The organism is Klebsiella michiganensis (assembly GCA_000963575.1).
GTDB lineage: Bacteria > Pseudomonadota > Gammaproteobacteria > Enterobacterales > Enterobacteriaceae > Cedecea > Cedecea michiganensis_A.
Genome location: CP011077.1, coordinates 421,703 through 446,086 on the forward strand (window position 1 = coordinate 421,703; position 24,384 = coordinate 446,086).

Sequence of the window (24,384 nt, forward strand, 5' to 3'; positions counted from 1 at the left end):
AGCGGCCAGCTTCGGCAGGAAGCGGAAGGCAGTCAGTCAAGAATCCGAATCCCGGCCGGCCCCGGTTTAGGGCGTGGCGGTTGCATGCGGCATGAGCTATCCCCTGGGGATAGCTCCATGGAGCGCCAACGAACGCTGCACGCCGGGATCAGGGGGGACAACACCGATGCTGCGGCAGAGGGTCGATCCCAGGCCTGCGACAGCCTGGTGTTGTGCCCAGCAGCGGAACTATCCCCAGGGGATAGCTCTACTGGCGGCCATGGACATCTACTTTCACCACCTTGCATGCCGACTCAATTGCTGGCGAGCAGATTGCGTAGCCGCTCGATGTGCTGCTTGGCGACTTCCGGTGGCACTGGCTTACCCTGCGGCTGAGGTGGCGGTGCTGGTGGTGGCCGCTCGTTTGGCGGGACGGATGCCGATGGCGCGTCTTTCTTGGCCCAGGCATTGAACTCGCCATGGATGGCGCGCTGGATGATGCCGAACAGATACCCCGCAGGATTGCGGATGCCATGATTGCTGCATCGTGTGGCCCATTCGTCCAGCACGGCCTGTCTCAGCGCGGCATCGACCTGCTGCAATGCCACCCTGGCACCTGTCTGCTGCTCTGCCTTCAGTTCCGTGAAGCGCTTGGGCCATTGCAAATCGCCCAGCGCGCGCGCCTGCGCGGTAGTACGTACTTCATTAATACGACTACTACGTACTGTACGGGCCTGCTTCGGATTCCGAAGAGAGGCGTCTGGCGCGGGTTTCGCCCCTGCTTCGGATTCCGAAGATGGGTCATCCGCATTCCGAAGAAGGCTCGATGCTCCTTCTTCGGATTCGTGGGCGGCATCCTCCTGTGGATAACTCTCGGCGGCCGTGATGCCTTGGCTGGCGAGGCGTTCTGCCAGGACTTGCAGCCGCGACGGCAGTGTGCGCCCAGAGAGCAGCGGATCTTCCGCGATCTCCTTGAGGGTGTTCAGGCCGACCATCTGGACGGCCTTGGCCGAATGGCCAAGGGACTGGCTGACCAGTGCCAGGTAGTCGGCGTCGAGCTGCATGGCCTCGAAGGGCGTCAGTGGTTCGTCGTGCAGAACATAGAGGTTGCCGAGGATGCGGCCGGTCTTGGGGTCACGCCGTCGCCGCACCAGGCTCAACCATCTGGTGAGGCGCAACAGTGTCAACGCTCGGGCCACGGTTTCATGCGAGGCCTGCCCGGCGCAGGGCATCGACGCCAGCCAGGGGCGAAGCTGCTCATAAGTCGGGAAGGCGGTCACGCCATCGTCGTTGAGCATCAGCCGGAACACCTGCCAGGCGTTGCGCTCCAGCGGCGTCAGGCGACGGTCGAGGAACAGCCGCCGCGGCACGGTCTCATGCCGGTTGCCGCTGAAGAGGAAGGCATCGCCGGACGTGGCGGGCGTCGGCGCAGGCATGGGTGCTGGCGCACTGGGGCTGGGCTTGGGCACGAGGTCTTTCAAGGCGGCGTCGAACAGGTCCGCGAGTGCGACGGGGCCACGGCGTGGTGTGGTGTTGTCCACGGCCATGGCTCAACCCAATCCCTGATCGACCCAGCTCTTGATCGAGGCCCAGACCACCGACAGAGGCAGCGACATGCCTTCGGCCAAGTCCATGGTGGCGTCGAGGATGGAGGTTTCGTCTTCGAGATCGACATTTCTGCTGCCGGTCACGGCCTTCCATTGCCGCCACAGCTCCGTGTCCTGTTTCTCATCCAGCACGGGGTGGCGGCCCTTGCGCTTCGGCAGGCCGAGGATTTCGCGGCGAAGCGCCACCTCCTGATGGGTCAGGCCATAGAACCGACTGACCATCTCGGTGCTCGCGCCCAGCCTGAGCATGCGATCGACCGTGGCGATTTCCTTCTCCACGTCCTGCGCCTGCTTGAGCAGTCGCCGGAGCACTTCGCGGTTGACCGTCACCGAGCACCAGGAGACGTTAGCGTTGGCGAGCACGCTGATCAGCGCGGGATGCTTGAGGGCGTCCAGTTCTTCCTCGCCAAACCCCATCAGTTTGCACCGGCGCAGTTGCCCATTACGCAAGTCATAGAGGGCCTGGGCGATGACGGCCTGGTTGAGTGGGTGTGGTGCGGACATGCTGGCCTCCCTCGCTCAAATTCCAACGCCTGCAGCGCCGGCTTCAAGGTCGAGCAGGTGCCGGGCCAACCGCAGCAGCCGGAACAGCTTGACCAGCGAGGTATCGCTCAATCGCTGGGCCGCATCACCCTGGCCGTGCAGCAGCGCCGGCAGTTCGATGACGATTTGCCCGTCGTGCAGGCCGACGTCGGCGGGCCGCTGACCGGCCAGGCACGCTAACAGCGCGAGGACGGCACGGCCCAGCGGCGCCGAGCTTTGGGTGCGGGCCCGGCAGACGAAACCGATACCCTCTGCACGGTCATCAATGCACTCGTCCAGGTCTGCCTCGCCCGCGATTTCGCGGGCGAACTGTGCGATGTGGATGCGCAGGCGCTCGGCTGTGTCCAGGCCGGGATCGATGTACCAGACATCGGAGATCGGATAGAGCCCGCCAGCCTGCACAGGGATGGACTGCAAGACGCTCACCGAGAAGTCTGGCGGCAGCGCATCACCCAACTGGTCGGCGACCATACGCTGAATGGACTGGAGCCGTTCGGTCGTCGGTGCCGGCGAGACGATGTGCTCCCGAAGCAGATCGCCACCCACCGCAGGGTTGGCCGGACTTGCCTGACTGGCATCCGTGTCGCTCTCGCGCGTCGAGGGCGTTGCCGCAGGTCGGCCTGCAGGCGGCGCTGCGGATGCAGCCCCTGCGATGGGTGGCGCAGTGTTGGCAGGTGGGCGCGCGATGGTTCCCGGCTCCGGCAACGCAGGCGGCGTCGAGGGCGGCGTTGGGTCGCTGACCAAGGCGCGCTGCCGGCTCTCGGATTCGGTCATGTCCAGGGCGAGCACGTCGTAATCGACACCAAGCATCTCGGCCATCTGGCCGATCAGCTCGTCCTGTACACGCTGCGCGGAGAACTCGTCGGCCTGGACGTCGAATTGCGACAGCACGTCCTGGAAAAATTCGTCGAAGTCCTGAACCAGTGGGTGGCCCTTGGCGTAGCGCTCCCACGCGAGCATGCAGGCTTTGCGCATGACCGACAGGCGTTCGACCTGATGGCGACCGAGACCGCCATAGAGCACGGTCGGGATCGCGGGCAGGAGATACTGCACCGCGTCGTTCATGCGGCTGATGTGCGACTGTTGTACCGGGAAGCCATCGGCGGCGAGGCGGCGGGCCAGCTCGGACTGGCTCAAGGCAGTGCCGCTTTCTTGCTCGTAGAACTCGCGCGCCTTCTCGACGCCGAGGGCGCGCTCGATGAACGTGAGGCCCCCGCGCAATTCGTTCTCGGCCAGGTGGCCGGTCAGCATGACGACTTCGCCGCGGCTGGGCCACGGCCGGAACAGGCACGATACACGGAAAAACCGCTCGTCCTTGGTCTCTGACCATAGTTCGCGCAGGATCGCCAGCCGCGTATTTCCGCCGTTGCGAATGATGTAGTGGTCCTCACCTGGTCGGCGAGTGATGGCCGGCGCCGCGTCCAGACCGCGCTCGCGGATGGACGCCTTGATTTCCTCGTAGGCCGGGTTGCGTTTTTTCCTGGGATCGTGGTCGTAGGGGCGCAACTGATCTAGGGTCACGACCATGGGTGTGTCGGCGATCGGGTCGCTCAAGGTCGAGGCTGACGGGCCGCTACGCTCGAACCCGGCCGCGAGCAGCTTGCCGGCCATCTGCTGGGAGGTGATCTCAGCCATGGCCGCCTCCCTGCGCTTGGTATCGGGCCTCGCGCTCGGCGCGGCGGATTTGCGCACGGGCATTCAGGGTCGCCCGGTGGTCGCTGGCCGTCGAGCTGGTGTAGATCGCGGCGCAGCCAGGCTTGGTGAACTTGAGGTGGCCGCCAGGCGTGCGTTTGACGTGCCAACCTTCGCCAACCGCGAACTCGATCAGGGCGCGAAGCCGCTTGTGGCCACGGGCAAGCTCATGTGCGTTCGCCATGGGACCTCCCGGCATCAAGAGGGTGTGGCGGACGGCCGGACACCATGGCAAATCGGTGCCGCCATTGCGGAAATAGTTCGTCTGCGAGGCCGCGCATGGTGTCGAGCGCGGCGGGGGCGACTCTGCCCGGCGGCTGGCGGTATTCGACCCGATGCACTGGCAATCCGCGCGTAGCTGCACGCGGATACGCCTCGATGGCCGGCACGTCGGTAGCCAGCACGCGGATGCCGGCGTGGTCCTGGAAAAGATCGCGCAGGGCCTGCTGGATCAGCCGTGCATTGGCTGACACAGGGTGGACACGATTGATGAGCAGATGCAGAGGTGGAGGCTCGATGCCCAGGTGCCGGTAGGGCGCAATGTCTTCGAGCAACTGCATGGTGCCGCGCCGCAGCTCGCGCGCCGCGAGAATTTCCGGGGTCACGGGCGACAGCGCGAGGTTGGAGGCGAGCACCGCCATCTCCAGCAGCACCGAGCGCGCACCTTGGGTGTCGATCAGCACCAGGTCATAGAGAGGCGCCAGGACCGGCAAGAGATGGCGCAACCGTAGGCGCCCATCCGGCGCGTGCAGCAGCAAAGTGTTCAGCTCGCCTCGGTGGTCGTTGGAGAGCACCAAGTCCAGGCCCTCGATGATCGTGCGGGACACAAGCAGCCCGAGGTCGCGCTCGTTGAAGGCCAGCAACTCGTAGATGCCACCAGGTGCGCGGTGGCCTAGCTCGTAGTACGAGGACAAGGTGGGCTGCACGTCGAGGTCGAGCAGCAGTACACGCAGCCCCGCGTCCGCGGCAAGCCCGCCGAGGTTCGCGGCCGTGGTGGTCTTGCCGACGCCACCTTTGGTTGAAATGATGGATACGACCTGCATGGCGTTCTCCGTGTGAGGATGGGAAGTCCGCTGGAGAACGGGTCAGGCCCGGTTGTTGACGCGCTCGGCGATCCACTGATCGATCTCGATGGAGTCCCAACCGACCGCGCGCACGCCCAGGCGCAGCGCCTTCGGGAACAGGCCTTTGCGCATCAGGTTGTAGATGTGGGCGCGTTTGAAACCCGACTTGGTTTCGACTTCATCAAGCCGCAGGATGCGGCGCTCGCTTGCGGGCAGTGCAGGTGTTTGCGACATGGCGGTCACTCCTGAACGCTCAGTGGCGTTTGTTGGCGTGACCTCCATTCAATAGACATGGATGGGAAAAGACATTGCAAATGCAATCTCCGCGATTGCACATACAAGATGGAAAACCTCAGACTGTTGCGCTACGCAGCCGGCGTCTGGCCGTGGCGAACTTGCCGTTTAGCGTCCGCTCCGCGATCCCCATTGCGCCGCTGTGATGGGCGACCAATGCACTGACCACCGCCTCCTGCGTCTTGAAGCTGGAGTACGGCACGCCCGAAGGCGACTGGCCGAGCATCAGGTCCAGCATGCTGCCGATAATGTTCAGGTAGGTGGCTTCGGCGCGATCACTGATCAGGCACTGTGCGCCAGTAGAGGGCGCCATCTGCTTGAGAAGCGCCCCGTGCTTTTCCTGCAACTCATGCAGTTGGCGTTTGTACTGGTCCAAGGTGGACTTCAGGGCCAGGCGCTCGACTAGCATCGCCTGCCCAGTTTCCACCGAGATGAAGGGATGGGCGATGCGCTCGCTCCGGGAGAAGAGGAAGCACGGTCGTTGCTCGGGATAGTGCTGGCGCATCCAGCTCTTCAGATCGACGTGGCGCACCGTCAGATCAGGGGAGTCGATCAGCGCGGAATCGCGCGTCGTGATGCCGTTCCGTCCGAAGGGCAGTTCTCCATTGAGGATGCCGTCGAAGATGCGTTCGGTGCAAAGCCGCAGCTCGTCACAACGTGGACAGTCCAACGACTGCGGCAGGCGCCTTGGCGACGAAATCGAAGCCAGGATCACCTGCTCGTATCGCAGCAGCCCGGCCCAGCGGATGGACGCTTCGATCGGGCGATAGAACACCTTTGATGTTGGTGCATCATTCTTGTTCTCGTGCATGCTCCGTCTCCTTCCAGGAGAAGAACTACATGACCGACTCCTTTGTCGCCGACCTCATGGTCGGCCTGTCGCTTGTGTAGGAAGTGGGTCCCGAAGGCCGCTTCGTCATGTGGTTTGAATACTTCTCACCAGTTCGCGCAACTGGTAGTCGTCGTGTGTTCGATGTGCAAAAATCATCGATTAGAAGGTCGAGCATCGGGACGTAGGCTCGACAGCGACGCTCACGCTATCAGGGTCGTGAGAAGTTACGGTTTCTGCAAAACCGTCTAGGTATGACCTGATATGCCAGCGGTCTTAGGAAGCGCGAGGGGGCCGCAATCGTCGCCCAATGTCCAGCCGGACGCAGCAAACCCGCACCTGTCATGCTTGCCCCGTCATCCTGATATATCGATAAAGAATCGTGTGTGGGAACGCGGTGGCCAGCGTGAGCGTTCTTCCAAAGGAGCTTGGACAGAAGGTCGCCTGTGAGTTGTGGTGCTGGCGCTTCCAGGTGGCATCCGACTTGTGCCATCACCAGAACCATCTACCTGGGTTGTCTTCGCGATGATGGATGCGGGCAGACAACCGGGCGTGGGTGATGAGTTCGAGGCAGTCGCCTACGACGATGTACCGATCGTGGGTGTGGTGTGCTGAGTGCAGCTCTATGGACGTCCGTGGAACTCTTTGGACGAATTTGTTGCCGAGGACGAAAAACAAGGCTACAATTGAGGTCTTCGCTGGCCAGCCCAACGAAGAAAGTGTTTGGGAAACAACGACTTACTGTCCTAGTACACGTCTCGTTTCCCGCTCCAAAATTTGATTGGCTTTTACAGCCACGCACCACCCAAGCGGGAATAGCTCAGTTGGTAGAGCACGACCTTGCCAAGGTCGGGGTCGCGAGTTCGAGTCTCGTTTCCCGCTCCAAATCTTCCTTTCAAGTACAAATTATCCACAGCGCTCAGCAAGCGTCGCTGGTGGTATTTTGCTTTCCTGCAATACAACTATAAACAGACTTATCCACAGCTATCTGCCCGTTCACTCGCCTTCTACAAATGTAATGTTTATTACATCAATATTTTAATTATTTGATAATTAATAAATTAATTTAATGTCAAAATATTAATGTAATGCTTGCAGAAATTTTGACACTTGAATGACAACGTGTTTTTGAATGTTATGCACACGCTGTGGACATATCAGGCGTCCCGCGGAAGCCCTTTCTCGATCACCCTCACCAGACGCTGTTTCTTCGGTAACTGAACTTCGACGGCCTGTTCGTTTCGTCTGGTTAATTGTTGCGCAATCGCCCATTCAATGTGCTCGTCCAGAAGTGGGTGCTCACCTTTTCTTTGTTCGAGCGCGGCCAGGTTCGCCTCATCCCAGGGCGCATTGCCCAGGGCAACGGCGATATTACGCAGCCAGCGGAGGTGGCCGATACGGCGGATCGCTGAGCCTTCGGTCACGCGCAAGAAATACTGCTCACTCCAGGCAAACAACTCGGTCAACGGCGGAGAATGGAGCGCCTTCCGCGGGCTGAAGTCATCTTCTTCGCTAAGCTGCGAGTAGCGGTTCCACGGACAGATAAGCTGGCAGTCATCGCAGCCGTAGATGCGGTTACCGATTAGCGGCCTGAATTCTTCCGGGATTGCGCCTTCGAGTTCTATGGTCAGGTAGGAGATACACCGCCTGGCGTCCACCGTGTAGGGCTCGACGATGGCGTTTGTCGGGCAAATTGTCATGCAGGCTACGCAGCGGCCGCAGCCCTCCTCGACGGGGGAGTCAGTCGGCAGGGGAATATCGACCAGCAGCTCGCCGAGAAAGAAGAACGATCCTGCCTCGCGATTAAGGATAAGTGAGTGCTTACCTGTCCAGCCCAGCCCGGCTTTTTCGGCCAGCGGGCGCTCAAGAAGCGGCGCGGAGTCGACAAAAGGTCTAAAATTCAGCGTGGAGCAGTGGGACTGAATCATTTCCCCAAGTTTTTTTAAGCGGTTACGCAAGACTTTATGGTAATCACGGCCCAGCGCGTAGCGGCTGACGTAGCCTAGCTGCGGGTTTTTCAGCGTTGAGGCGAAGGCGGCGTTGGTTGGAAGGTAGTTCATGCGAACGCTAATGACCCTGAGCGTACCGGGCACCAGTTCGTGCGGGCGGGCGCGCATCATGCCGTGCCGGGCCATCCAGTCCATTTCACCGTGATACTGCTTGTCGAGCCATTCCTGCAGCTGTGGCTCGCTGGCGGTGAGATCGGTATCGGTAATGCCGACCTGCTGGAAGCCAAGATCTTTGCCCCATTGTTTAATGTTTTGCGCTAACTGATTGTAATCGAGGGGCTGTGACATGACGGACCATAACCTGAAAAAGTACGCCAAAAGTATACCACATTCGGTCTGGCCGGCGGACTGGCTGCGTAAAGCCGAAAGGGAAGCGGCCGACAGCCTGGGCATCACGCTTTATGAGTTGATGCTGCGTGCCGGTGAGGCGGCATTTCAGATTGCCCGCATGCGTTATCCGCAGGCTCGCCACTGGCTAATCGCCTGTGGGCATGGAAATAACGGTGGGGATGGTTATGTTGTTGCCCGGCTGGCTCAGGCCGCTGGCCTTCAGGTGACGCTGCTGGCTGTCGAAAGCGATAAGCCTTTACCCGAAGAGGCGAGTCAGGCCCGCGAAGCGTGGCTTAATGCGGGCGGCGTTCCGCACGATCCCGGGAAAGCCTGGCCCGCGGGCGTTGATTTGATTGTTGATGCCCTGCTCGGGATCGGCTTAAGCAGCGCCCCGCGCGATGACATCGCTGAGCTTATTGGGCAGATGAACGATCACCCTTCGCCGGTTGTCGCATTGGACATTCCTTCTGGCCTGCTGGCAGAAACGGGCGCCGTGCCCGGGGCGGTGGTTCAGGCGGCGGATACGGTGACGTTTATCGCGCTCAAGCCTGGGCTGCTCACGGGGAAGGCGCGAGATGTTGTGGGCAGACTGCACTGTTCCACCCTGGGGCTTGAAACCTGGCTTAAGGGCCAGGTGGCGTCTATTTCGCGCTTTGACACTCAGCAGCTTGCCGGATGGCTTAAACCGAGGCGGCCTACCTCGCATAAAGGGGATAACGGGCGGCTGGTGCTGATTGGTGGCGACAGCGGCACCGCCGGTGCAATTCGTATGGCCGGCGAAGCGTCGCTTCGTGCAGGCGCTGGCCTTGTTCGGGTACTTACTCGTGCTGAGAATGTTGCTCCACTGCTTACCGCTTGCCCCGAGTTAATGGTGCATGAGCTTACGCCGCAATCGCTTGATGAGGCTCTGGAATGGGCGGATGTCGTGGCGATTGGCCCGGGGCTCGGGCAGCAGGCATGGGCCAGGAAAACGCTGCAAAAAGTCGAAAACAGCCGTAAACCGATGCTTTGGGATGCGGACGCGCTTAACCTTCTGGCAATCAACCCGGATAAACGTCAGAATCGCGTGATTACGCCCCATCCTGGCGAAGCGGCAAGGCTGCTAAATTGCGCTGTGTCACAAATTGAGAGCGATCGCTTACTTGCAGTCAGACGTTTGGTTAAACGTTATGGCGGAACCGTGGTCTTAAAAGGTGCCGGCACGCTGGTTGCCAGCCACGATCGGCTGGGCATTATCGACGTTGGCAATGCCGGGATGGGAAGCGGTGGAATGGGGGATGTGCTGTCGGGGATCATTGCCGCATTGCTGGCACAGAAGCTTAACCCTTATGATGCTGCCTGTGCAGGCTGCGTGGCCCACGGCGCTGCGGCTGATGTATTAGCTAGCCAGCGAGGCACGCGCGGTATGCTGGCGAGCGACCTGCTTTCAACGCTTTACCTGTTTGTTAACCCGGATTTGAATACCTGAAGCCATGATGAATCGAGTTATTGCATTACCTGAAGAAGCGGCAACGTTAGCGCTGGGCGAACGCCTGGCACAGGCCTGTGAAGGCGCGACGGTGATTTACCTTTATGGCGACCTCGGCGCGGGCAAAACCACCTTTAGCCGCGGCTTTTTACAGGCGCTGGGGCACAAGGGAAACGTTAAAAGCCCAACCTATACACTGGTTGAGCCGTATCAGCTTGATAACCTGATGGTTTATCACTTTGACTTGTATCGCCTGGCTGACCCGGAAGAGCTGGAGTTTATGGGGATCCGTGACTATTTCACCAACGATGCAATTTGCCTGGTGGAGTGGCCACAGCAGGGGACAGGTGTGCTCCCGGACCCGGATGTCGAAATTCACCTGAGCTACGAGGCGCAAGGTCGCGAAGCGCGAATTGCCGCCGTTTCCTCATCTGGTGAAGCGTTACTGGCGCGGTTAGCCAAATAGCAAGGATGACGGGATGATCTATCGCGTGAAAGGTTGGTTGATGGCCGGGTTCCTGCTGCTGTGCTGTGTACAGGCGGGAGCGGCGGCGCTGTCGGATATTCAGGTTTCTAACGGTGAAAATCAGGCGCGTATCACTTTTAGTTTTATGGGCGACCCGGAATATACGTTTTCGCAGGACAACAAGCGAAGCGTTGCGCTGGATATCAAACAAACTGGCGTGATTCGCGGGCTACCCCTGCAGTTTAGCGGCAGTAATCTGGTGAAAAGCATCAGCTCCGGGCAGCCAAAAGACGATCAATCCCTGCGCCTGGTTGTCGATTTAACCCAGCCCGGTAAAACGCGTGCAGTGAAACAGCAAAACGGTGCTAACTATACCGTTATTTTTACGATCAACGCTGATGCGCCGCCGCCGCCGCCGCCGCCTCCTCCTCCTCCGGTTGTGGCTAAGCGCGTTGAGCCTGTTGCGCCGGTCCAGGCTCCAGATCCGGCCCGTAATCCCTTTAAGCCTCAGCAGGTCACCGGCGTCATAGGATCGAATACCGTGACTCGCCCGGCGGCTCGTGCGAAAAACAGTGGCCCGTCGGATACCGTTGTGGTCGCCATTGATGCCGGTCACGGCGGCCAGGATCCCGGGGCGATTGGTCCCGGTGGTACTCAGGAAAAGAACGTCACTATTTCTATCGCGCGGAAGCTGAAAGCCCTGTTGAACGATGACCCGATGTTCCGTGGAGTACTCACCCGCGATGGGGATTACTTTATCTCGGTGATGGGGCGTTCCGACGTGGCGCGCAAGCAGAATGCAAACCTGCTGGTTTCAATTCATGCGGATGCCGCGCCGAACCGTGATGCTACCGGCGCGTCCGTCTGGGTGCTGTCTAACCGTCGAGCGAACAGCGAAATGGCGGGCTGGCTGGAACAGCATGAGAAGCAATCTGAGCTGCTGGGCGGGGCCGGGGATGTGCTGGCAAACAGCCAGGCCGATCCTTATCTAAGCCAGGCGGTACTGGATTTGCAGTTCGGTCATTCTCAGCGTGTCGGGTATGATGTGGCGACCAAAGTGCTGGCCCAGCTTCAGCGCGTAGGCTCTTTGCATAAACGCCGCCCGGAACATGCGAGCCTGGGCGTGTTGCGCTCACCGGATATTCCTTCATTGCTGGTTGAAACGGGCTTTATCAGCAACAGCTCCGAAGAGCGTTTGCTTGGCAGTGACAATTACCAGCAGCAAATTGCGCAGGCCATTTATGAAGGGCTGCGTAACTATTTCCGCGAGCACCCGCTGCAGTCTGCTCCGTCAAATGAGCAAACGGCTCGTGCCCAACTGGGTTCACCGCAGCAGGTCGCGGTGACCAACTAAGGAGACAATATGCCGATTCAGGTTCTGCCGCCGCAGCTTGCGAACCAGATCGCCGCTGGCGAGGTTGTAGAGCGCCCTGCGTCGGTAGTAAAAGAGCTGGTTGAAAACAGCCTTGATGCCGGCGCCACGCGGATCGACATCGATATTGAACGCGGTGGCGCAAAGCTTATCCGTATTCGGGACAACGGCTGTGGCATTAAGCAGGAGGAGCTGGCGCTGGCGCTGGCTCGCCATGCCACCAGTAAAATCGCTTCTCTCGACGATCTGGAGGCCATTATCAGCCTCGGGTTCCGCGGTGAAGCGCTGGCGAGTATAAGCTCCGTCTCCCGCCTGACTCTGACTTCACGTACGGCAGAACAAAACGAAGCCTGGCAGGCCTATGCCGAAGGGCGCGATCAGGCTGTGACGGTGAAGCCCGCAGCGCATCCCGTTGGGACGACGCTTGAAGTTCTCGATCTGTTTTACAACACGCCCGCGCGCCGTAAGTTTATGCGCACTGAAAAAACCGAATTCAATCATATTGATGAAGTGGTGCGCCGCATTGCGCTGGCGCGCTTCGACGTTTCTATTACGCTCAATCACAATGGAAAAATGATCCGCCAGTACCGCGCAGTGCAAGACGGTGCCCCGCGCGAGCGTCGTCTAGGGGCAATTTGCGGTACGCCGTTTCTTGAACAGGCGCTGGCCATTGAGTGGCAGCACGGCGATTTAACGCTACGAGGCTGGGTGGCTGAACCTTCTGCAACCACTTCGGCATTGGCGGAGATCCAATATTGTTATGTTAACGGGCGCATGATGCGTGACCGCTTAATTAACCATGCGATTCGCCAGGCCTGTGAAGACAAGTTGGGGGTGGATCAGCAGCCGGCCTTTGTACTGTATCTGGAGATAGACCCTCATCAGGTGGACGTTAACGTTCACCCGGCCAAGCACGAGGTACGTTTTCATCAGTCACGTCTGGTACATGATTTTATCTATCAGGGGGTGATTAGCGTGCTTCAGCAGCAGGGTGAGAATGCCCTGGCGCTGGAAGAAACGGCGGAAACCCCCGCTGAGCGCTGGCAGCCGGAAAACCGTGTTGCCGCCGGGCGCAACCAGTTTGCCACGCCGGCCGTCGCGCGGGAGCCTCGTGATGCTTCGCCAGGCAAGGCTTCGCCATCACCGGCCAGCGGTGGCCGTCCTGCCGGGGCCGGGGGGACGCCGCTTTGGCCACACGCAGCGCCAGGCTATCAGAAGCAGCAGGGCGTACTTTATCACCAGTTGCTTGAGACGCCTGACGTCGAGCCAAAGCCTGCCGTTCGCGCTGAAGAACCCGCGGCGTTAGAGGGCCACTCGCAAAGTTTTGGCCGGGTGTTAACGGTTTTACCTCCGGATAAGGCTTTACTGGAACGGCAGGGCAAACTTTCTCTGCTTTCTCTGGTGGTTGCCGAGCGGTGGCTAAAACAGGCTCAACTGGCGCCAGGGAGTGAAGGTCTTAGGGCTCAGCCGCTGCTGATACCTCTGCGGCTGAAAGTCAGTCGCGAAGAGCACGATGTATTGGTTAAATATCAATCGCTTTTGAAAGAAATGGGCATTGAATTTGATACCGATGCCCGGCAGATAACAATTCGCACGGTACCTTTACCTTTACGGAAACAAAATTTACAAATCTTGATTCACGAACTGCCAGGATACCTGGCGCAACAGGCGGACGTTTCGGCGGGCCAGCTGGCTTTGTGGATTGCTCGTCATTTGGCAAGCGACCACGAACAGTGGAGCCAGGCTCAGGCCATTACTCTGCTGGCAGACGTTGAACGTCTTTGCCCGCAGTTGGTGAAATCGCCCCCGGGCGGTTTGCTACAACCTGTTGATTTACAATCGGCGATGAACGCCCTGAAAGATGACTGAAGATAAAAAAAGGCCACAGGCGATTTTTTTAATGGGGCCCACGGCCTCAGGCAAGACGGCACTTGCTATTAATTTGCGTAAAACTTTGCCGGTAGAGTTGATAAGCGTGGATTCGGCCCTCATCTATCGTGGAATGGATGTCGGGACCGCTAAGCCAACGGAACAAGAGCAAGCCCAGGCACCGCATAGGTTAATGGACCTGCTTGACCCGGCTCAGGCGTACTCAGCGGCAGATTTTCGCCGCGATGCCCTGGCCGAGATGGCTGACATTACCGCCGCCGGGCGTATCCCGCTGCTGGTCGGTGGGACTATGCTCTATTTTAAAGCGCTGCTGGAAGGGCTTTCGCCGCTCCCGTCGGCGAACCCGGACGTCAGGGCACAGATAGAGCAACAGGCGGCAGAGCAAGGGTGGAATGCGCTGCATCGTCAACTGGAAGAGATCGATCCGGTTGCCGCTGCCCGGATTCATCCAAATGATCCGCAAAGGCTTTCCCGGGCACTGGAAGTTTTTTTCATTTCGGGTAAAACTTTAACGGAACTGACGCAAACGTCAGGAGAGGCTCTGCCGTATCAGGTGCATCAGTTCGCCATCGCCCCGGCGAGCCGTGAACTGCTCCATCAGCGAATTGAGCAGCGTTTTCATCAGATGTTGGCTTCAGGTTTTGAAGCAGAAGTGCGGGCGCTTTTTGCTCGCGGAGATTTGCATACGGAGATGCCTTCCATCCGTTGTGTGGGTTACCGCCAGATGTGGTCTTATTTGGCAGGTGAAACGTCATACGATGAGATGGTTTATCGAGGTATTTGCGCGACACGTCAATTGGCTAAGCGCCAGATGACCTGGCTGCGTGGCTGGGAAGGTGTTCACTGGTTAGACAGTGAAAAACCGGAACAGGCATACAGCGAAGTGCTACAGGTTGTTAGTGCGAAGCATGGGTGAATGTGTACAATTGAAGCGTCAGCGTGCGCAAATTTTTACGCAGTTTTTCAGAGCTAATCGCTCTTGAGTGACAAACAACAAACATATAAGGAAAAGATAGAATGGCTAAGGGGCAATCTTTACAAGATCCGTTCTTGAACGCACTGCGTCGTGAACGTGTTCCAGTTTCTATTTATTTGGTGAATGGTATTAAGCTGCAAGGGCAAATTGAGTCTTTCGATCAGTTCGTGATCCTGTTGAAAAACACGGTCAGCCAGATGGTCTATAAGCACGCGATTTCTACCGTTGTTCCGTCTCGTCCGGTTTCTCATCATAGCAATAACACCGGCACCGGCGGTTCTGGCGGCTACCATCACGGCGGCAGCGCGCAGGCTGGTTCTGCGCCGCAACAAGACAGCGAAGAAACCGAATAAGGTTGCTTGCTGTTTTCCCGGTCGGGGGACCAGTTCAACTGCGTTCCCCGCTGGTCTTTTTGAGAGGTTATACGCTTGTTTGACCGTTATGATGCCGGTGAGCAGGCGGTACTGGTTCACATCTATTTTTCGCAAGACAAAGACATGGAAGACCTGGCGGAGTTTGAATCCCTGGTCTCTTCAGCCGGTGTCGAAGCACTGCAGGTGGTAACCGGTAGCCGCAAATCCCCGCACCCAAAGTATTTCGTTGGTGAAGGCAAAGCCGTTGAGATTGCCGAGGCCGTTAAGGCCACTGGGGCGTCGGTTGTGCTGTTTGATCATGCGTTATCCCCCGCCCAGGAACGTAACCTGGAAGCCCTGTGCCAGTGCCGTGTTATTGACCGCACCGGGTTAATTTTAGATATTTTTGCCCAGCGTGCACGTACCCATGAGGGTAAGTTGCAGGTTGAGCTAGCCCAGCTTCGCCATTTGGCTACGCGCCTGGTACGCGGCTGGACCCACCTTGAGCGCCAGAAAGGCGGGATCGGTTTACGCGGTCCAGGGGAAACCCAACTCGAGACTGACCGTCGCTTGCTGCGCAACCGTATTATGCTGATCCTCTCGCGTTTAGAACGTGTAGAAAAACAGCGCGAGCAGGGGCGACGTTCACGTAATAAAGCAGATGTGCCGACGATTTCATTGGTGGGCTACACCAACGCCGGTAAATCCACGCTATTTAATAGAATTACCGCGGCCGATGTTTATGCCGCGGATCAGCTATTTGCCACGCTCGATCCTACATTGCGACGTATTGACGTCGCCGATGTGGGCGAAACCGTGTTGGCGGATACTGTCGGTTTTATTCGCCACCTGCCGCATGACCTGGTAGCCGCGTTTAAAGCCACTTTGCAGGAGACTCGTCAGGCCACGCTGTTGTTACACGTGATTGACGCAGCCGATTTCCGGATGCAGGAAAACATTGCCGCAGTCGATACCGTACTGGAAGAGATTGAGGCGAATGAAATCCCAGCGCTGTTGGTCATGAATAAAATCGATGCACTGGATGAGTTTGAACCGCGCATCGATCGTAACGATGAGAATGTGCCGATCCGCGTCTGGCTTTCCGCACAGACCGGTGCCGGTGTCCCACTGCTTTTCCAGGCTCTGACGGAGCGTTTGTCTGGTGAAATTGCGCAGCATACGCTGCGTTTACCCCCTCAGGCAGGGCGTTTACGGAGCCGTTTTTATCAGCTTCAGGCAATAGAAAAAGAGTGGACAGAGGAAGACGGCTGCGTGGGGCTAGAAGTCCGTATGCCTATCGTGGACTGGCGTCGCCTTTGTAAGCAAGAACCGGCACTCGCGGATTACATCGTTTAGATGTCATCAAACCGGTTCAAATACCGTCAATAATTCGAGTTGCAGGCAGGCGACAACGCCGAGAGTTCCCAGGAACATAGCCTAACTGTGTGTCTGGGGTGAGCGGGCGGAGCCAACGCACCTGCGGCTTGAAATATGACGGGTATAAATGTCCTGAAGACTATTTCCCCCTAGGGGGATATCACCGCACAACAAATATGGAGCATAAACATGGCGTGGAATCAGCCCGGTAATAACGGACAGGACCGCGACCCGTGGGGAAGCAGCAAGCCTGGCGGCGACTCTGGGGGTAACAAAGGAGGGCGCGATCAGGGGCCACCTGATCTGGATGATATCTTCCGCAAGCTGAGTAAAAAACTCGGCGGCCTTGGCGGCGGGAAAAGCGGCGGCAGTGGCGGTGGTAATGCATCGCAGGGGCCGGGCAATCCTATTGGCGGTCGCGTGGTGGGTATCGTTGCCGCTGCAGCGGTCATTATCTGGGCAGCAACCGGGTTCTATACCATTAAAGAAGCCGAACGCGGTGTTGTGACCCGCTTCGGTAAATTCAGCCACCTGGTTGAGCCGGGTCTGAACTGGAAACCAACGTTTATCGACAGCGTTCAGGCAGTGAACGTTGAATCGGTACGTGAGCTGGCGGCGTCCGGCGTGATGCTGACCTCTGACGAAAACGTAGTGCGCGTTGAGATGAACGTGCAGTACCGCGTTACCGATCCACAGCGTTACCTGTTCAGCGTGACCAGTGCGGATGACAGCCTGCGTCAGGCCACCGACAGCGCGCTGCGCGGTGTTATCGGTAAATACACCATGGATAAGATCCTCACTGAGGGTCGTACCGTGATTCGTAGCGATACCCAGCGTGAGCTTGAAGAAACCATCAAGCCTTACAACATGGGCATCACCCTGCTGGACGTCAACTTCCAGACGGCGCGTCCGCCGGAAGAGGTGAAGGCCGCATTTGATGATGCTATCTCTGCTCGTGAAAACGAACAGCAGTACATCCGTGAGGCTGAGGCATACACCAACGAAGTCCAGCCGCGCGCTAACGGCCAGGCTCAGCGTATTCTGGAAGAGGCTCGTGCTTATAAAGTGCAGACCGTGCTGGAAGCGCAGGGTGAGGTTTCTCGCTTTGCCCGACTGCTGCCGGAATATAAAGCCGCACCGCAAATCACCCGCGAGCGTCTGTATATCGAAACTATGGAAAAAGTTCTTAGCCACACCCGCAAAGTGCTGGTTAACGACAAAGGTGGCAACCTGATGGTGCTGCCGCTGGATCAGATGTTGAAGGGCGGCGCTCAGCAGCCGGCCGCGAAGGGCGATAACAGCGCAGCGAGCAATCTGCTGCGGTTGCCACCAGCGTCCAGCTCAGGCAGCAGTGCCAGCACCTCTTCGTCCTCCTCGAGCGGCGATATCATGGATCAGCGTCGTGCCAACGCACTGCGCAACGATACCCAGCGCGTAGGGAGTGAATAACGATGCGTAAGTCTTTCATTGCAGTAATTATCATCGTGCTGGTCGTGATCTACACCTCGCTGTTCGTGGTGCATGAGGGCGAGCGCGGCATTACATTACGCTTCGGCAAAGTCCTGCGTGATGACGAAAACAAACCGGTAGTGTATGAGCCGGGTCTGCACTTCAAGATCCCGTTCATTGAAACCGTGAAAACCCTGGATGCGCGTATCCAGACGATGGACAACCAGGCCGATCGCTTTGTGACCAAAGAGAAGAAAGACCTGATCGTTGACTCCTACATCAAGTGGCGCATCAGCGACTTCAGCCGTTACTACCTGGCCACCGGCGGTGGCGATGTTTCTCAGGCGGAAGTGCTGCTGAAACGTAAGTTCAGTGACCGTCTGCGTTCTGAAATTGGTCGTCTGGATGTGAAAGACATCGTGACCGATTCCCGTGGTCGCCTGACGCTGGACGTCCGAGACGCGCTGAACTCCGGTTCAGCGGGCACTGATGATGAAGTGGCAACGCCGGCAGCGGATGATGCTATCGCTTCCGCAGCAGCGCGTATTACCGAAGAGACCAACGGCAAAGTGCCGGTGGTTAACCCGAACAGTATGGCCGCGCTGGGTATTGAAGTCGTCGATGTGCGTATCAAGCAGATCAACCTGCCTACCGAAGTGTCCGAGGCTATCTACAACCGTATGCGCGCCGAGCGTGAAGCGGTTGCCCGTCGCCACCGTTCACAGGGTCAGGAAGAGGCTGAAAAGCTGCGCGCTACCGCTGACTACGAAGTGACCCGTACGCTGGCAGAAGCTGAGCGCCAGGGCCGTATGACTCGTGGTGAAGGCGATGCAGAAGCCGCGAAGCTGTTTGCCGATGCGTTTAGCCAGGATCCAGACTTCTATGCCTTTATCCGTAGCCTGCGTGCTTATGAGGCCAGCTTCCAGTCTAACCAGGACATCATGGTTCTGAGCCCGGATAGCGACTTCTTCCGCTACATGAAAACGCCAGCAAATAGCTCACGTTAACTGCTGAACAGTGTAAAAGAGCCGGTTTACCGGCTCTTTTTTTATGCCCGAAAAGGATGATTATGAATTCAACAATCTGGCTGGCGCTTGCGCTGGTGTTGGTACTCGAAGGCCTGGGACCGATGCTTTATCCGCGGATCTGGCGGCGTATGATTCTGGCTATGGCGCAATTGCCGGACACTCTGTTGCGTCGTTTTGGCGGCGGTCTTGTGGTTGCTGGCATCGTGATCTACTACATGTTGAGTCGGGCTAGTAGCTGAGTGAAATTTATCCGGCAGAAACTGATTTTGTATACTAAAAGGGCTGTTCATCTGAGAAACCGATGGTAGAATCCATTTTTAAGCAAACGGTGATTTTGAAAAATGGGTAACAACGTCGTCGTACTGGGCACCCAATGGGGTGACGAAGGTAAAGGAAAGATCGTCGATCTTCTGACTGAACGGGCTAAATATGTTGTGCGCTACCAGGGCGGTCACAACGCAGGCCACACTCTCGTAATTAACGGTGAAAAAACCGTTCTTCATCTTATTCCATCAGGCATTCTTCGCGAAAACGTAACCAGCATCATTGGTAACGGCGTTGTGCTGTCTCCAGCTGCGCTGATGAAAGAGATGAAAGGTCTGGAAGACCGCGGTATTCCGGTACGTGAGCGTCTGCTGCTGTCTGAAGCTTGCCCGCTGATCCTTGACTACCACGTTGCGCTGGACGTTGCGCGTGAAAAAGCTCGCGGTGCGAAAGCTATCGGCACTACCGGTCGCGGCATCGGGCCTGCTTACGAAGACAAAGTGGCTCGTCGTGGCCTGCGCGTTGGCGACCTGTTCGACAAAGCCACCTTTGCAGACAAGCTGAAAGAAGTGATGGAATACCATAACTTCCAGCTGGTGAACTTCTACAAAGTTGAAGCCGTTGACTACCAGAAAGTGCTGGACGATGCGATGGCGGTTGCCGACATCCTGACCAGTATGGTTGTTGATGTCTCCGATCTGCTGGATCAGGCGCGTAAACGCGGCGACTTCATCATGTTTGAAGGTGCCCAGGGTACGCTGCTGGACATCGACCACGGTACCTATCCGTACGTAACCTCCTCTAACACCACCGCTGGTGGCGTTGCGACCGGCTCCGGCATCGGTCCGCGCTATGTGGATTACGTTCTGGGTATCATCAAAGCTTACTCCACTCGCGTGGGTGCAGGTCCGTTCCCAACTGAGCTGTTTGATGACATCGGCGAATTCCTGTGCAAGCAGGGTAACGAATTCGGCGCTACCACCGGTCGCCGTCGTCGTACCGGCTGGCTGGATGCGGTTGCCGTGCGTCGTGCCGTGCAGATTAACTCCTTGTCCGGCTTCTGCCTGACCAAACTGGACGTCCTGGACGGCCTGAAAGAAGTGAAAGTCTGCGTGGGCTACCGTATGCCGGATGGTCGCGAAGTGACCACCACCCCAATGGCAGCGGATGACTGGGAAGGTATCGAACCGATTTACGAAGTGATGCCAGGCTGGTCTGAAACTACTTTCGGCGTGAAAGAGCGCAGCGGTCTGCCGCAGGCAGCGCTGAACTACATCAAGCGCATTGAAGAAGTCACCGGCGTGCCGATTGATATTATCTCAACCGGCCCAGACCGTACTGAAACTATGATTCTGCGCGATCCGTTCGACGCATAATGATGTCACGGGGTGTGGTATCACGCCCCGTTTTGTTTTCTTCCCGCCGCTTTATTCATCATTCCAATCAAATAAATTAGCTGGCAGCCATATGGCTGGTTTATCATCAATATGTACCTGCTTTAAGGTGCAACTTGCCTTGCGCAAAGCGTTTCCCCTCCCACCCATGAGGTTGATGTGCAGTTAACGAGTTTTACTGATTACGGTTTACGTGCTTTGATTTATATGGCTTCTCTTCCCGAAGGGAGGATGACCAATATCTCTGAAGTCACAGAGGTGTACGGTGTGTCCCGTAATCACATGGTGAAAATCATCAATCAACTCAGCCGCGCGGGCTATGTCATGGCCGTGCGAGGAAAAAATGGCGGCATTCGTCTTGGTAAGCCTGCGGAAACGATCCGCATTGGCGACGTGGTGCGCGAGCTGGAGCCGCTCTCATTGGTGAACTGTAGCAGTGAGTTTTGTCATATCACCCCCGCCTGCCGACTCAAACAGGCTTTGGCTGAGGCGGTGCAGAGTTTCCTTCAGGAACTGGACAAGCACACGCTGGCCGACCTGGTGGACCAAAACCAACCGCTCTACAAATTACTGCTGGTGGAATAATCACGATTCCACCTGCGGATGACAACGGAGGACCCGAAATGTCAAAAGATCCTTTTCAGGAACGAGAAGCCGAAAAATACGAAAACCCGATCCCAAGCCGGGAGTTTATTCTCGACCATCTCTCTAAACGTGAAAAACCGGCCAGCCGCGAAGAGCTGGCGGAAGAACTAAAAATCTCCGGTGAAGAACAGCTTGAAGCTTTGCGCCGTCGCCTCCGCGCGATGGAGCGTGATGGCCAACTGGTATTCACCCGCCGTCAGTGTTACGCGCTGCCGGAACGCCTGGATTTGCTGAAAGGTAAAGTGATCGGCCACCGCGACGGATTTGGTTTCCTGCGCGTAGAAGGGCGTAAAGACGATCTCTATCTCTCATCCGAACAGATGAAAATGTGCATGCACGGTGACCTGGTGCTGGCGCAGCCGCTCGGTGCTGACCGTAAGGGCCGTCGCGAAGCGCGTATCGTGCGCGTGCTGGAGCCAAGAACCGGGCTGATTGTTGGCCGCTACTTTACCGACGCTGGCGTAGGTTTTGTGGTGCCGGACGACAGCCGTCTGAGCTTCGATATCCTGATCCCGCCTGAAGCGCTGATGGGCGCCCGTATGGGCTTTGTGGTCGTGGTCGAGCTGACCCAGCGTCCAACGCGCCGTACCAAAGCTATCGGTAAAATTGTTGAAGTGCTTGGCGACAACATGGACACCGGCATGGCCGTGGATATGGCGCTGCGTACCCATGAAATCCCGCACGTCTGGCCGAAAGAGGTTGAAGCTCAGGTTGCAAACCTGAAAGAAGAAGTGCCGGAAGAGGCCAAGATTGGCCGCGTTGATCTGCGAGACTTGCCGCTGGTGACCATCGACGGCGAAGACGCGCGTGACTTTGACGACGCCGTATTCTGCGAGAAAAAACGCGGTGGTGGCTGGCGCCTGTGGGTCGCGATTGCCGACGTAAGCTACTACGTGCGTCCGCCAACGGCGCTGGATAACGAAGCCCGCAACCGTGGGACATCGGTTTACTTCCCGTCGCAGGTAGTACCGATGCTGCCGGAAGTGCTTTCAAACGGCCTGTGTTCCCTGAACCCGCAGGTTGACCGCCTGTGTATGGTGTGTGAGATGACCATCTCCGCCGCGGGGCGTCTGACCGGCTACAAATTCTATGAAGCGGTGATGAGCTCCCATGCGCGCCTGACCTATACCAAGGTCTGGCATATGTTGCAGGGCGACCAGGAACTGCGCGAGCAGTATGCACCGCTGGTTAAGCACATCGAAGAACTGCATAACCTCTATAAAGTGCTGGAAGTTTCTCGTGCCCAGCGCGGTGGGATCTCGTTTGAAAGCGAAGAAGCGAAGTTTATCTTCAACGCTGAGCGTCGTATTGAACGTGTGGAGTAGACCGTGCGTAACGATGCACATAAGCTCATCGAAGAGTGCATGATCCTCGCTAACATCTCGGCGGCGCGTTTTGTCGAGAAGAATAACGAGCCCGCGCTGTTCCGCGATCACGATCGCCCAAGCAACGATGCGATCACCGCGTTCCGTTCTGTGCTGGCGGAGCTGGGCCTGGAATTACCCGGTGGGCAAAAACCAGAGCCGCGTGATTACGCCGATCTGCTGGAATCAATTGCCGATCGCCCTGACCACGAAATGCTGCAAACCATGTTGCTGCGTTCGATGAAGCAGGCGATTTACGATCCGGAAAACCGCGGCCACTTCGGTCTGGCGCTGCAGTCCTATGCGCACTTTACTTCGCCAATTCGTCGTTACCCGGACTTGTCCCTGCACCGCGCCATTAAATACTTACTGGCGAAAGAACAGGGACATACCGGGAACAGCACTGAATCCGGCGGCTGGCACTACAGCATGGAAGAGATGCTGCAGCTGGGCCAGCACTGCTCAATGACCGAACGCCGCGCCGACGAAGCGACTCGCGACGTAGCGGACTGGCTGAAGTGCGACTTCATGCAGGATCAGGTCGGGCAGGTGTTCAACGGCATTATTGCCAGCGTAACCGGCTTCGGTTTCTTCGTCCGCCTGGACGATCTGTTTATCGATGGCCTGGTTCACGTCTCGACGCTGGATAACGACTATTACCGCTTTGACCAGATTGGTCAGCGCCTGATAGGCGAATCCGGTGGGCAGACTTACCGCCTGGGCGACCGTGTTGAGGTGCGGGTGGAAGCCGTGCACATGGACGAGCGTAAAATCGACTTCGCGCTTATCTCAAGCTCACGCGCGCCGCGCGGCGCAGGCAAAACGGCAAAAGACAAAGCGAAGCGAGGCGGGAATGGTGGCGCACCGTCTAAGCGCCGTCAGGCAGGCAAGCGCGTAAACTTCGAGCCTGACAATGCTTTCCGTAAAGAGAAAGACGGAACAAAAGCGAAGAAAGAAAAGGCCGGAAAGAAACCGAAGAAAGCCAAAGCGCCGTCGGATAAAACCCGTAAAATAGCGGCAGCAACGAAGGCGAAGCGCGCGGCGAAGAAGCAGGCGAGCTGATATTACCCTCACCCTGATGTATTTTCTCCCTCGCCCCTGTGGGGTGAGGGCCGGGGTGAGGGGCTAAATCCAGACCATGAACAAACCAACACGGGCGACCCCTCGTCCGCAATGAGTGACATCAATGAGTGAAATTATTTACGGCATTCACGCCGTCCAGGCCCTGCTTGAACGTGCTCCGCAGCGTTTCCAGGAAGTCTTTATCCTGAAAGGCCGCGAAGACAAGCGCCTGCTGCCGCTGATCCACGCTGTGGAAGCGCAAGGGATCCCGGTGCAGGTGGCAAATCGCCAGTGGCTCGACGAGAAAGCCGAGGGCGCAGTACATCAGGGCATCATCGCCCGCGTGAAGCCGGGCCGGCAGTATCAGGAAAACGATCTGCCTGACCTGATCGCCGAACACGAACGTCCGTTCCTGCTGATCCTGGACGGTGTAACCGATCCGCATAACCTTGGCGCCTGCCTGCGTAGCGCTGACGCCGCCGGCGTTCATGCGGTTATCGTCCCGAAGGATCGTTCCGCGCAGCTGAACGCGACGGCAAAAAAAGTTGCCTGTGGCGCAGCGGAGAACGTGCCGCTGATCCGCGTCACCAATCTGGCCCGTACCATGCGTATGCTGCAGGAAGAGAACGTCTGGATTGTCGGCACCGCCGGTGAAGCGGACCATACTCTGTTCCAGAGCAAATTCACCGGCCCGATGGCGCTGGTGATGGGCGCAGAAGGTGAAGGTATGCGTCGTCTGACTCGCGAGCACTGCGACGAGCTGGTCAGTATCCCAATGGCCGGTACCGTTTCTTCTCTGAACGTGTCCGTTGCCACCGGCGTTTGCCTGTTTGAAATCGTGCGTCAGCGCGGTTAAGCCGCGTTATCTGAATGGGGTGGAAACACCCCGTTTGTGATCCCCCTCCGCGCAGAACCCGCATCTCCGTCCA

Annotated in this window: 21 protein-coding genes, 1 tRNA gene and 1 pseudogene; 15 read left to right on the forward strand and 8 right to left on the reverse strand. The window is 57.8% G+C overall.

Annotated features, from left to right (window positions below; genetic code table 11):
* Positions 1 to 293: 293 nt before the first annotated feature.
* From VW41_02020 to VW41_02050, 7 genes are all read right to left on the reverse strand, one after another.
* The gene (locus VW41_02020) at positions 294 to 1,526 is read right to left on the reverse strand and encodes a hypothetical protein (protein AJZ87910.1); all 1,233 of its coding nucleotides are present in this window, start codon (positions 1,524 to 1,526) and stop codon (positions 294 to 296) included.
* 3 nt (positions 1,527 to 1,529) lie between these two features.
* Positions 1,530 to 2,090 carry a coproporphyrinogen III oxidase gene (locus VW41_02025; GenBank protein AJZ87911.1) on the reverse strand — a complete coding sequence of 187 codons (561 nt, stop codon included), beginning with the start codon at positions 2,088 to 2,090 and terminating at the stop codon, positions 1,530 to 1,532.
* A gap of 15 nt (positions 2,091 to 2,105) precedes the next feature.
* Positions 2,106 to 3,764: a hypothetical protein gene (locus VW41_02030; protein ID AJZ87912.1), complete on the reverse strand. Its 1,659-nt coding sequence runs from the start codon at positions 3,762 to 3,764 to the stop codon at positions 2,106 to 2,108.
* The gene (locus VW41_02035; protein ID AJZ87913.1) at positions 3,757 to 4,005 is read right to left on the reverse strand and encodes a cobyrinic acid a,c-diamide synthase; all 249 of its coding nucleotides are present in this window, start codon (positions 4,003 to 4,005) and stop codon (positions 3,757 to 3,759) included. The genes VW41_02030 and VW41_02035 overlap by 8 nt, the downstream gene beginning before the upstream one ends.
* On the reverse strand, positions 3,989 to 4,864 hold the full coding sequence (locus VW41_02040) for a cobyrinic acid a,c-diamide synthase (GenBank protein ID AJZ87914.1): 876 nt from the start codon (positions 4,862 to 4,864) through the stop codon (positions 3,989 to 3,991). Before VW41_02040 ends, VW41_02035 begins: the two co-directional genes overlap by 17 nt.
* 42 nt (positions 4,865 to 4,906) lie before the next feature.
* Positions 4,907 to 5,119, reverse strand: a complete 213-nt coding sequence (locus VW41_02045) for a transcriptional regulator (GenBank protein ID AJZ87915.1) — start codon at positions 5,117 to 5,119, stop codon at positions 4,907 to 4,909.
* A gap of 118 nt (positions 5,120 to 5,237) precedes the next feature.
* Positions 5,238 to 5,990, reverse strand: coding sequence for a hypothetical protein (locus VW41_02050; protein ID AJZ87916.1), 753 nt, complete (start codon positions 5,988 to 5,990; stop codon positions 5,238 to 5,240).
* An 827-nt stretch (positions 5,991 to 6,817) separates the two neighbouring features.
* On the opposite strand from VW41_02050, the gene VW41_02055 reads away from it, so the two are divergent.
* Positions 6,818 to 6,893: transfer RNA gene (locus tag VW41_02055), tRNA-Gly, on the forward strand.
* A 272-nt stretch (positions 6,894 to 7,165) separates the two neighbouring features.
* Here VW41_02055 and VW41_02060 read toward each other — a convergent pair.
* On the reverse strand, positions 7,166 to 8,305 hold the full coding sequence (locus tag VW41_02060; protein AJZ87917.1) for a [Fe-S]-binding protein: 1,140 nt from the start codon (positions 8,303 to 8,305) through the stop codon (positions 7,166 to 7,168).
* On the opposite strand from VW41_02060, the gene VW41_02065 reads away from it, so the two are divergent.
* The 14 genes and pseudogenes from VW41_02065 (at position 8,304) to VW41_02130 (ending at position 24,311) form a co-directional block, all read left to right on the forward strand.
* Positions 8,304 to 9,815 carry a carbohydrate kinase gene (locus VW41_02065; GenBank protein ID AJZ87918.1) on the forward strand — a complete coding sequence of 504 codons (1,512 nt, stop codon included), beginning with the start codon at positions 8,304 to 8,306 and terminating at the stop codon, positions 9,813 to 9,815. The two genes, VW41_02060 and VW41_02065, sit on opposite strands and share 2 nt — an antisense overlap.
* A 4-nt stretch (positions 9,816 to 9,819) precedes the next feature.
* Positions 9,820 to 10,281, forward strand: a complete 462-nt coding sequence (locus tag VW41_02070; protein ID AJZ87919.1) for an ADP-binding protein — start codon at positions 9,820 to 9,822, stop codon at positions 10,279 to 10,281.
* A gap of 13 nt (positions 10,282 to 10,294) precedes the next feature.
* Entirely contained in the window at positions 10,295 to 11,635 is a 1,341-nt protein-coding gene (locus VW41_02075) for an N-acetylmuramoyl-l-alanine amidase II (protein AJZ87920.1), read from the forward strand.
* A gap of 9 nt (positions 11,636 to 11,644) precedes the next feature.
* Positions 11,645 to 13,522, forward strand: coding sequence for a DNA mismatch repair protein (locus VW41_02080; protein ID AJZ87921.1), 1,878 nt, complete (start codon positions 11,645 to 11,647; stop codon positions 13,520 to 13,522).
* Complete coding sequence (miaA, locus tag VW41_02085; protein AJZ87922.1) at positions 13,515 to 14,459, forward strand: tRNA delta(2)-isopentenylpyrophosphate transferase; 945 nt, start codon at positions 13,515 to 13,517, stop codon at positions 14,457 to 14,459. Before VW41_02080 ends, miaA begins: the two co-directional genes overlap by 8 nt.
* 101 nt (positions 14,460 to 14,560) lie before the next feature.
* Complete coding sequence (gene hfq / locus VW41_02090) at positions 14,561 to 14,872, forward strand: RNA-binding protein Hfq (protein ID AJZ87923.1); 312 nt, start codon at positions 14,561 to 14,563, stop codon at positions 14,870 to 14,872.
* Between the two features lie 75 nt (positions 14,873 to 14,947).
* Positions 14,948 to 16,228: a GTPase HflX gene (locus VW41_02095; GenBank protein AJZ87924.1), complete on the forward strand. Its 1,281-nt coding sequence runs from the start codon at positions 14,948 to 14,950 to the stop codon at positions 16,226 to 16,228.
* Positions 16,229 to 16,438: 210 nt separating this feature from the next.
* A complete protein-coding gene (locus VW41_02100; GenBank protein AJZ87925.1) occupies positions 16,439 to 17,698 on the forward strand; it encodes a cell division protein FtsH in 1,260 nt (419 codons plus the stop codon).
* 2 nt (positions 17,699 to 17,700) lie between these two features.
* The gene (locus VW41_02105; protein ID AJZ87926.1) at positions 17,701 to 18,705 is read left to right on the forward strand and encodes a cell division protein FtsH; all 1,005 of its coding nucleotides are present in this window, start codon (positions 17,701 to 17,703) and stop codon (positions 18,703 to 18,705) included.
* A gap of 62 nt (positions 18,706 to 18,767) precedes the next feature.
* The gene (locus VW41_02110) at positions 18,768 to 18,965 is read left to right on the forward strand and encodes a membrane protein (GenBank protein AJZ87927.1); all 198 of its coding nucleotides are present in this window, start codon (positions 18,768 to 18,770) and stop codon (positions 18,963 to 18,965) included.
* Between the two features lie 102 nt (positions 18,966 to 19,067).
* On the forward strand, positions 19,068 to 20,366 hold the full coding sequence (locus VW41_02115) for an adenylosuccinate synthetase (protein AJZ87928.1): 1,299 nt from the start codon (positions 19,068 to 19,070) through the stop codon (positions 20,364 to 20,366).
* Positions 20,367 to 20,543: 177 nt separating this feature from the next.
* Positions 20,544 to 20,969: a transcriptional repressor NsrR gene (locus VW41_02120; protein AJZ87929.1), complete on the forward strand. Its 426-nt coding sequence runs from the start codon at positions 20,544 to 20,546 to the stop codon at positions 20,967 to 20,969.
* A 38-nt stretch (positions 20,970 to 21,007) separates the two neighbouring features.
* Positions 21,008 to 23,455, forward strand: a pseudogene (locus tag VW41_02125) (exoribonuclease R).
* A 124-nt stretch (positions 23,456 to 23,579) separates the two neighbouring features.
* Positions 23,580 to 24,311: a 23S rRNA methyltransferase gene (locus VW41_02130; protein AJZ87930.1), complete on the forward strand. Its 732-nt coding sequence runs from the start codon at positions 23,580 to 23,582 to the stop codon at positions 24,309 to 24,311.
* The last annotated feature ends 73 nt before the right edge of the window (positions 24,312 to 24,384 follow it).